The following is a 10256-nucleotide window of genomic DNA, read 5'->3' as shown; positions in this document are numbered from 1 at the left end:
AAAAATCGCCTGGTTTGAGTGGAGTTCAAGGCGCGAAAGGGCTACAAAACCGCAGCGTACTAATGTACGTGAGGATTTTGTAGCCCTTTCAGCAACGAAGAAATCCGCCAAACCAGGCGATTTTTCCTAGTAGATACCTTGGGATGACATTGCAGACGCTACCTTAAGGAAGCCTGCGATGTTAGCTCCTGCAACTAGATTATAACCATAACCATATTCTAGTGCTGCATCTGCTGCATTCTTATGTATATTAACCATAATTCCATGAAGCTTTTCATCAACTTCCGCTTCACTCCATGAAAGTCTCATACTGTTTTGAGTCATTTCTAGTGCTGAAGTAGCAACTCCACCTGCATTAGCAGCCTTAGCTGGTCCTATAAGAACTCCACTATCTTGAAGTAGCTTAATTGCTTCGTTTGATGTTGGCATGTTAGCACCTTCAACAAGGTATTTAACACCTGCATCAACAAGCTTTTGAGCTTCAACCATTCCAATTTCGTTTTGAGTTGCACATGGCATAGCTATGTCAACTTTAACTCCCCAAGGTTTTTCTCCCTTGATGAATTCAACCTTAAATTTATCTGCATAGTCCTGAACCTTGTCACGACCTGAATCTCTCATTTCTAGCATGAATTCAATCTTTTCACCTGAAATTCCGTTTGGATCGTATACATATCCATCTGGTCCTGATAGTGTAACTACCTTACCTCCAAGTTCAGAAACCTTCTTACATACTCCCCAAGCAACGTTACCGAAACCTGATACAGCAACAGTTTTACCCTTTATAGTATCACCTTCGTGCTTAAGCATTTCTTCACAGAAATATGTAACTCCATATCCTGTAGCTTCTGGTCTTATAAGACTTCCACCGTATGAAATTCCCTTACCTGTAAGAACACCGTTTTCAAATGCACCTCTTAGTCTTCTGTAGTGACCATATAGGTACCCGATTTCACGTCCACCAACTCCAATATCTCCAGCTGGAACGTCTACATCTGGTCCAATATGTCTGTAAAGCTCAGTCATAAAGCTTTCACAGAATCTTCTAATCTCACCGTTTGACTTACCTCTTGGGTCAAAGTCAGAACCACCTTTACCTCCACCAATTGGAAGACCAGTTAGTGAGTTCTTGAAAATTTGTTCGAAACCTAGGAACTTAAGTATACTTTGGTTAACTGTTGGATGAAATCTAAGTCCCCCCTTGTAAGGTCCTATGCTTCCATTAAATTGTACCCTATATCCACGGTTAACGTTAACCTTACCAGCATCGTCTACCCATGGAACTTTAAAAGATATAACTCTTTCTGGCTCACACATTCTCTCTAGGATATTTTCCTCTATGTACTGTGGATTCTTTTCTATAACTGGCTCTAATGAAACTAGAACCTCCTCTACAGCTTGTAAGAATTCTGGCTCATATGAGTTTCTTTCCTTAACCTTATTTAATACCTCTTGAACATAATTATTCATAATCAAGCCCCCTTTTTCTACCATTTATTATAATAAACTTTTGGCTCTAAATCAATTTTTTGCAAGTTAAAATATTAAAAATTTCATATTTTTTAAAATTATACTACTAAGTCCTAAGATTATATTCCATTTTTTCCATAATTATTATTATAATTTGGAAGTTAACATACAAAAAAGGCACTATTTCAAGCTTATTATTAATAAACTCTATAGTACCTTTTATTATTATTAGTTTTGCATATTTTGTTTGTTAATAGTTTCACAATGTTTTTCAATTCCACCATAAATACCGTTAACAATTTTTGCTTGATATTCTGGAGTAGACATTAATTTATCCTCACTAGGGTTTGACATAAATCCCATTTCAACAATTATGGTTGGAACAGTTGAATGATTAAATCCAGTCATATCACTTCTTGGCATAAGTCCCCTCGACTTAGCACCTGTTGCCTTAGCATATTCCTTTTCCATAATAGTAGCAGCAACAAGGCTTTTATCTGATATAGCAGCAGTATGCTCCCCTACTGGATATAAAATCGTACTTCCCTCTACAGATGATGAGGGATTAGAATCAGCATGAACCCTAACAACTAGATCTGCATTTGCATTGTTTCCAATATAAGCTCTGTCCATATTACTAATAGATACATTGTTGGTTTCCCTAGTCATAACAACATTATATCCCCTATCTATAAGCATATCCCGAAGCTTAAGGGAAACCTGAAGTGTAAGTTCATACTCATGAACCCCAGTTGAAACACCTGTTGCACCTGGGGAGACCTTGTACTTTTTAATACTTGCGCCTGGATAAACAGGCTCCTTATCAAGCATTGGCTTCTCCTGATGTCCTGGGTCTATACAAATTATATAGTTAGAATTATAAGTCTCTAAAAACTTACCATCCTTTATATCCGTAATACTTTGGGAGTCTCCTTGACCCTCTTGTTTATTAGGTTTCTTTACTGTGGTTTCTTCGCTTTTTACTCCACAGGATACAAGAAGAATCACAGCTATTATTAAACTAAATATTCTCTTCATTACTAATACCTTATAATAAGCTTCAAAGCTCTAATCTCTTCTCTACTCTATTCCCTCTATTGTTTTAAGAATTGATATGTTCTGCCTCTCTATTTCATTAAGATCTGAATCGTTACCCTTAAAGTTACTATTAGGAGTATACCAAGTCTTACTATTAAAATACTCTTCATATGTTGGGCTTTTGAATATGAATCCATATCTCGCATATATCTCATTACGAATAAGTCCTAAGTCATCTCTTGTTAACTTTCCAAGTTCACCCTTATCTAAAACCTTAACATTACTATCCTTAGCAATATATCCACTTGGGTTTGTTTTAGCTGCTAAATCAACTTCACCTACCTTAGGATTAACCGGATCTGCTGGCTTATTTGTGTTTTGAGAATTACTTCCCTGAATCTGAGGTTTACTCTCCTGCTTAGGCTTCTCCATCCCTGACATAACAGAATAGTACCCAATAATACATGCAGCTATGATTCCAAGAATAACTCCTACTACTATGACTACCTTATTACTCCCCTTATCCTTATTAGCAGCTTTCTTAGATGGTTTTGTAGGATCCATCTTTTCTTCCTGTAACCTTGACTTATTAATAGGGTTCCCACATTCTGTACAGAACTTAGACTCCTCTCTATTTTTACGTCCACACTTACCACAAAACATTATATCCCTCCTATAAAAAACATATTATAATTTTAATATTATAGCCCTCCAAATAAGCTACTGGAAGGCTATAATAGTTTAAACCTATTAGAATATATTATACATATCTATCATATTAAAAATATTTAAAATACCACTAACAGCTTGTCTAGACATAAACTCAGCTGATATAAGCATTGTAATTAAAGTAAATAATATAAATGAAATTACAGGTAATACTAAACCTGCTTCACTTGAAGTTAAAGTATTTTCCCTAAACAAAGTAAAGTATAGGTTCATACAAACAAGTGCTCCTACTACTATAACAACCATAGCTAGTCCAAATGAAACTATCATTAGAACACATGCAATAACTGAAATTAATGAAGAAATAGCAGTAATTGTAACCGCAACTCCAATTCCCTTTCTTACAACATCTTGTCCATTTGAAACCTTCATAAACATACCTGTTATAAGTCCACAAATAATAATATTTACAATATATAAAACAATATACCCAATAACAAATCTACTAAAAATAGTCTCAAATAAGAATCTAAAATCAAATCCAAAATAAGAGCTATTAACTGTTGTTAAAGTTATTATAGTTGTTAACAAACTGATTCCTAGAAGTGTTAATGTAAGTATAGCCATCTCTTGATAAGCAAAGTCACGAACAATATTATTTCCTGTTGATACTGGAGACTTAATTAGATTAAGTATTGTATTAAACACACCTGAATTCTTAATCTCCTCTGTTCCTTTTTTGAACTTTTCTTTAATGCCATCCATATTAATAGTATTTGAGAAGCTGTCATTATTAGTTTCAGCTTGACTAGCTTCCGTTTTGATTTCTGTTTCTGCTTCAGCTTTCGTTTCTGATTTAACTTCTACCTCAGCTTTGGCTTTTACTTCTGCTTTAATATCATTAGCTGAAAACTTAGCGGTATTCTCGTAGTTATTATTATAATTATTAATTGGTTCTCTATTACCTTGAGCTTCAACCTTGTCTCCACAATTATCACAGAAAACTGCATCTTCAATTAGCTTAAATCCACAATTTGAGCAAAACATAAATACCCCTCCTTATTAAATATAATATCCGTTATATATTAACATAGGAGGGGTAAATTATCTATATTGTAATAATGTATTAAGTCCTAGGGCTAATCCCTCCAAACCTCTCTAATAGTCATATCTATCTTGTCCTTAGCTCTGTTAATAGCTTCAATTCTCTCCTGGTCAGTAGTTCCTGTACCATCAACTAAAAGCTTCTCAAATCTCTTAACACCCATGGTCTTAACAATATCTTCAACATAATTAAGACCCTTGTTAAGAACAGGCCCTAAAAGCCATGGAATCTTACCTCCTGAAGACTGGATATATACCATACTACGCAGCTTATCGCCAAGAAGTCCCTGAACCTTGTCCTCAGAAATACTAATAGTCTTACCGTCCATAATAATACAGTCTAAATACTCCTTAAGTGGAGATGGGAAAGAAAGACTCCACATAGGAGCTGCAATAACATATACATCAGCTTCCTTAAACTGGTCAGTTAACTTAACTATCTTATGAACCTCTTCCTGACTACCCTGATCTAAAGTATGAAAAGCATCTTCCCTAATCATACAGTTACGCTTCTCAAAGTACTGATACTCAAGACGTGGAATATGACACTCATAAAGGTCAATCTCCTCCATAGTAAAGTCGCTGTGAAGCTCAAGAAACCTATTCACAAAAGCCCTACCAACAGTCTTACTAGCAGACATCTCCTCAGGCTTAGAATTAACAGTAATATAAAGTAACTTAGGCATAATAATCCCTCCATTCTAATTATCTTTAGTATGGACAAATTAAACGGTGAGTATACCTTATAACTGCTGTGAAAACCTTAAAAGATAACCATCAGGGTCTTGAATAAGGAACTCCTTATCCTGAACTACCCCACTACTTGTATCATATGAATTAACCTTAATATCGCGAAACAATGATATTTCTGCACTAAGTACCCTGCTATAAATACTTTCAACGTCACTAACTCCTATTTGAAAGTTAATCCCCCTACCTAGGGGATAGTCCATATCCCCTGTATACCAACCATCACCGATTTCCTCAATCATTAACTGAGCCTCACCAAGTGACAGAAAGGCAAACCTATCCTCAACTCTTTCATACTCTAACTTAAAGCCAATTATATTTAAATAAAAATCCTTAGAAATATCAATATCCCTAACTGACATTTCAGGAACTAAAGCATTAAACTTCATAGTATATCCCCCTTCATATTCATATATTAAAAATTATATCAATACTAAATATAATTCTCCAACCTAATAATTATTGTTGTAATAAATAAAAGACCCAAAATTGGGTCTTTTATAGGATGTTTAGTGTATTCTCTTTTACATTGTATTCAAGTTCAATTGTTTTACCTACCTTGAACTTCTTAACAAGTGGTGATAGTCTGTCTATTCTTCCCGCTGAAGTTTTGTGGGAATGTCCCTCAAATTCTTCTCCTTTATAGACTACCTTTATGTCTTTGTTAAGTGGCATAACCTCTGCAATTGGAGATTTTGAGCCTAGGGTAATTATTCCGTAGTTAATTTCTGATGCCTTAAGGGTTCTAACCATTTTTACGATTCCTTCTTCCTTAGGCTCATCCTTAACTTTAACTACTGGGTCGCACCTTGATATTGTGAAGCTTCTTGTTTCTGTGTCATAAAGTAAATCAAGGTCAACTGAAAGTGATAGTTTTTCAATCATATTTTAACTCCTTAATTATATTATTTTAAAATACACACTTATATATAATATTCAATATTCTTCACAATGCTACAAAAAACTTAAGTTTAGTAAGGTTTACGCTGAGGGTTTTTCATAGAACACAGGATTTTCCCTTGCAACCTTTTTATACAGCACTACTGAAACTATTGCTGATATTATTTCTGCTATGGGGAATGTTATCCAGAATCCAATTAGTCCGTAGTTAATTGATAGGAATGCCCCTAGTGGAAGTATTATTGCTCCCTGTCTAAGTAGGGCTATAAGTAGACTATATCCACCCTTACCTATTGCCTGGAATAGTGTTGAGTACATAAAAGCTACCCCTGCTGCAATATAACTAAAGCTGATTATTATAGTTCCTGTTTTACCTATTTCAAGCATTCTATCTGATGCATCAAATAGTCTTAGGAAAAACTCTGGCCACATAGCAAATATAAAGTTACCAAAGGCCATTATAATTGTTGAAACTATTAGACTCCACTTAAGTGTCTCCATAAGTCTCTTACGGTTTTTCGCTCCATAGTTGTACCCCATAATAGGCATTGCCCCTTGAATAAGCCCATTAACAGGCATAAATATAAACTGTTGAAGCTTAAAGTAAACTCCAAAGAATGCAACTGAAACCTCAGAAATCTTAATAAGGATCACATTAACACCTACTATTAGTAGTGAACCTAGTGAATACATGACAATTGTAGGGAATCCTACATCATATATATCCTTAATCATTTTCATCTTAAACTTAAATGACTTAATCTTTATCTTAACGTCGTTTTTAGCAAATATTAAGGTTAAAAGTGCCATAGACATTGATATTATCTGTGCTATTATTGTTGCAATAGCTGCACCCTTTACTCCCATAGCTGGCATACCAAACATACCGAAGATTAATATTGGGTCTAGAATAATATTTATAATAGCTCCAACTGCTTGGAATATCATAGGATAAATCATTCTTCCTGTAGCTTGAAGTATTTTTTCGATTGTTATATGAATTAGTGATCCAAATGAGAAAATCGTAACTATATAAGTATAGCTTGTACCAAGCTGAACAACATTCTCTGAATCTGTAAACATTCTAATAAATGGCTCTGAACAAACCATTCCGAATATAATAAATACAACTGATGATATTGCTGCAAGTATAAGTCCATGGGTTACTGCGCTATTAGCCTCATCTCGAAGTCCTTCACCTAGTTTTCTTGATATTAGGGAGTTACACCCAACCCCTGTACCTACTGATACAGCTATAATAAATGATTGGATAGGAAATGCCAGTGACACTGCTGTTAGTGCCTCTTCACTTATTCTCGCAACAAACATACTATCAACAATGTTGTATAACGACTGGATAAGCATTGAAAGCATTGCTGGGAAAGCCATTGTCATAAGTAATGGAAACACAGGCTTCGTGCCCATTTTGTTTTCAGTAAGACTTGCTAATTCTGCTTTACTCATTTTTACACCCCTCTAAAAATTTTTCAATAAAAAAACCACTTTTAACTATTTTGGTTCCAAAAAACAGTTAAAAGTGGTCACTTATATGAATTTTATCATAGTAGAAATATTATTTCAACATGAAAAATCTACCCTACAAAGTCCATTATTATTTTACCAAACAACACTACTATTACTAATACTATTACTGGTTTAATGAATTTAGCACCATTTTTAATAGCAAGACTTGCTCCTAGATAGTTCCCTGCCATTCCACAAATAGCTGCTGGAATTCCTATTGCGTACCACACCTTACCATTAATAATAAAAACAAATAATGCTGCCAGGTTAGATGCTAAATTAACAACCTTAGTGTTACCTGAAGCAGTAATAATATTAAACCCACAAAATGTTGTAAAAGCTATAGTTAGGAAGGTTCCTGTTCCAGGTCCGAAGAACCCATCATAGCCCCCAAGCACAAACCCTATAACAAAACATAAGGGTATTATCACCTTGAGCGGCTTGTCTACTTCCTTAGACTCATTTCCGAATCCCCTATTAAATAGAAGAAAAACAGCTACCATAGGTAGAATTATAATTAGACAGTATTTAAGATATTTCTCATCAAGTAAAATCGCAATATATGCGCCTATTCCTGAACCTATTAAGGCCCCTACTGCTGATATAAGTGCTGGCTTCAACTTAATATTTCCACTTTTAAAGTACTTAAATGTTGCAACGCTCATTCCTATACTGCTTACAAACTTATTAGTTCCATAAGCTACATGAACTGGCACTCCTGCTATAACATAGGCAGGCATGGATATAAGTCCTCCCCCTCCTGCAATAGAATCTATAAACCCTGCAATAAAGACAAGTGGACAAATTATTAATAGCATTATCTCATATGAATACATTTTATCCTCCTACAAATAAATAATCTCCATAGAAATTATATACTTATTATAGGCATGGTTTCTATAGTTTTTTCCTTTTTTAGGATTTAATAAAAGTCATTATATTAAAAAGGACAAGCTATCATAGATAACCTGCCCTTAAACTGCCCTTATATTTAAACCTTAACTTTGATTAGTTTGCAATAACCTTGTCATCTGATTCAACTACTATTGCATCCTCAAGCACTGTAGTTCTATCTACTATTAAAGCTGTAGTTGAAGCTCCTGTTACGTTTATAGCTGTTCTAGCCATATCTAAAATTGGGTCAATTGCTAGTACTAGTGCAATTCCCTCAATAGGTAGCCCAACTGCTGAAAGTACAACTGTTGTTGACATTATAGCTGAACCCGGAACCCCTGCTATACCAATTGATGAAACAATAACCGTAAATACGATTACAGCATATGAAGTTAATGAAAGTTCAATTGAAAACATATTAGCTACCATTACTGCAACAATAGCTGGGTAGAAACCACCGCATCCGTTTAGCCCAACAGTTGAACCTAGTGGAGCAACGAAACTTGCTACCTTTTCTGAAACTCCAATTCTCTCAACAAGTGATCTTATAGTTACAGGTAAAGTTCCAAAGCTACTTTGACTAGTAAATGCTAGTACCTGTGCTGGGAATATACCCTTAAAAAACTTAATAGGTGACATTCTACCTAATACCGCAACAAGTGGTGTATAAACTAGTAGTAGTTGAATTATAGCTGCAATATATACACTAACTATAACTAGGATTAGTGAGCGAATAGTATCTGCTCCACTACTTGAAGCAACAGATGCCATAAGAGCCACAACTCCATATGGTATAAAGCTAACAACTATAGCTGTAATTCTCTTAACAACTGCATATGCACCTTCTATAAAGTCCTTGAAAACCTTAACTCTCTCAGGCTTTCTTCTATCTTCAATAAGAAGTGCAACTGCAACAAATAAAGTAAATATGATAATTGGAATAATCTTATTATCCACTACTGAAGCTAAAGGATTAGCTGGTAGCATATCTATAAATACCTTTGAGAAAGGTGGAACTTCCTTAGCTGCAAATTCAACACCTGCTGGAATAGTAAGACCTACTCCTAAGTTAAGTGCATTTGCTATAACAAGCCCTATAACACCTGCTATACCAGTCGTAATAAGTAATATACTTACTGTCTTAACCCCTATAGTTCTAAGAGTTTTAATATCCTTAAGTCTAATAATACTAACTATAAGTGAAGTAACTATAAGTGGTACTACAATCATTTTAATTAATGACATATACCCCTTACCAACAACTGATAGGAACCCTACATTCTCCTTAAAAATAACTCCAAGTGCAAGTCCAAGACCCATAGCAGTAAGCACACTATAAGCAAACTTCCCTGTTTTCTTGTTTACAAAATAAACAATGAAAAATGATAAAATTGATAAAATAACTGCAAAAATAATGTTTGTATTCATGTTAATACCTCCCTTTAAATATAAAAAAACCTTCTACCTCTGTTATACACAGAGGCAGAAGGTATACTTCCACGGTTCCACTCTATTTAGGCATGAGCCTATCTCAGTTCAGGTACATATAATACCCTAGCCATATAATGGTGGCACCCATAAAAATCTACTTAGTTTCGACCCTTAAGTTCCAAGGGGCACTTCAATTAAAGTCCTTATAGGCATTCACAGCAACTAGCCCTCTCTGAGATAACTTCTAAAATTTACTTTCCCTCTTCATAACTTTATATCCTATGTTTTTGATATGATTAAATCATAATACAAGTGAGAATTATAGTCAATATCCTTTTTATAGAAAATTCAACTTTGTGTAGACTATACAATAGACTACTTCTATACTTAATATATTAATAAAGCCTTATAAGTAAATACTTCCCATTAATTATTTCTACATTAACCCACTACTTCACTAGGATTAAAAAAGAAAA

The 10256-nt window shown here is 34.5% G+C and carries 10 protein-coding genes and 1 other annotated feature; all 10 genes read right to left on the bottom strand.

The genetic code is table 11. The features are described 5' to 3' along the window. Window positions 1-126 precede the first annotated feature (126 nt). The 10 genes from gdhA to RR539_RS09300 all read right to left on the bottom strand — a co-directional run bounded on the left by gdhA (window position 127) and on the right by RR539_RS09300 (window position 9777). Window positions 127-1470, bottom strand: a complete 1344-nt coding sequence (gdhA, locus tag RR539_RS09345) for an NADP-specific glutamate dehydrogenase (protein ID WP_332483721.1) — start codon at window positions 1468-1470, stop codon at window positions 127-129. Between the two features lie 228 nt (window positions 1471-1698). Then, window positions 1699-2508 carry an N-acetylmuramoyl-L-alanine amidase gene (locus tag RR539_RS09340; RefSeq protein ID WP_332474506.1) on the bottom strand — a complete coding sequence of 270 codons (810 nt, stop codon included), beginning with the start codon at window positions 2506-2508 and terminating at the stop codon, window positions 1699-1701. 42 nt (window positions 2509-2550) lie between these two features. Continuing rightward, window positions 2551-3171 carry a YARHG domain-containing protein gene (locus tag RR539_RS09335; protein WP_332474505.1) on the bottom strand — a complete coding sequence of 207 codons (621 nt, stop codon included), beginning with the start codon at window positions 3169-3171 and terminating at the stop codon, window positions 2551-2553. A gap of 87 nt (window positions 3172-3258) precedes the next feature. Further along, window positions 3259-4224 carry a zinc ribbon domain-containing protein gene (locus tag RR539_RS09330; RefSeq protein ID WP_332474504.1) on the bottom strand — a complete coding sequence of 322 codons (966 nt, stop codon included), beginning with the start codon at window positions 4222-4224 and terminating at the stop codon, window positions 3259-3261. Window positions 4225-4316: 92 nt separating this feature from the next. Further along, window positions 4317-4967, bottom strand: a complete 651-nt coding sequence (locus tag RR539_RS09325) for an FMN-dependent NADH-azoreductase (protein ID WP_332474503.1) — start codon at window positions 4965-4967, stop codon at window positions 4317-4319. A gap of 57 nt (window positions 4968-5024) precedes the next feature. Further along, a complete protein-coding gene (locus RR539_RS09320) occupies window positions 5025-5420 on the bottom strand; it encodes a bleomycin resistance protein (protein WP_332483722.1) in 396 nt (131 codons plus the stop codon). 109 nt (window positions 5421-5529) lie between these two features. Next, window positions 5530-5916 carry a hypothetical protein gene (locus tag RR539_RS09315; protein WP_332474501.1) on the bottom strand — a complete coding sequence of 129 codons (387 nt, stop codon included), beginning with the start codon at window positions 5914-5916 and terminating at the stop codon, window positions 5530-5532. Between the two features lie 96 nt (window positions 5917-6012). Further along, the gene (locus RR539_RS09310; protein ID WP_332474500.1) at window positions 6013-7395 is read right to left on the bottom strand and encodes an MATE family efflux transporter; all 1383 of its coding nucleotides are present in this window, start codon (window positions 7393-7395) and stop codon (window positions 6013-6015) included. Window positions 7396-7523: 128 nt separating this feature from the next. Further along, window positions 7524-8291, bottom strand: a complete 768-nt coding sequence (locus tag RR539_RS09305; RefSeq protein WP_332474499.1) for a sulfite exporter TauE/SafE family protein — start codon at window positions 8289-8291, stop codon at window positions 7524-7526. Window positions 8292-8463: 172 nt separating this feature from the next. Further along, window positions 8464-9777, bottom strand: a complete 1314-nt coding sequence (locus RR539_RS09300) for a dicarboxylate/amino acid:cation symporter (protein WP_332474498.1) — start codon at window positions 9775-9777, stop codon at window positions 8464-8466. 47 nt (window positions 9778-9824) lie between these two features. Next, window positions 9825-10057: a binding site (T-box leader), on the bottom strand. Window positions 10058-10256 lie beyond the last annotated feature (199 nt).

The sequence above is a fragment of the Clostridium sp. genome (assembly GCF_036639235.1).
GTDB lineage: Bacteria > Bacillota > Clostridia > Clostridiales > Caloramatoraceae > Clostridium_AB.
This window is presented reverse-complemented; position numbering and strand designations above follow the sequence as displayed.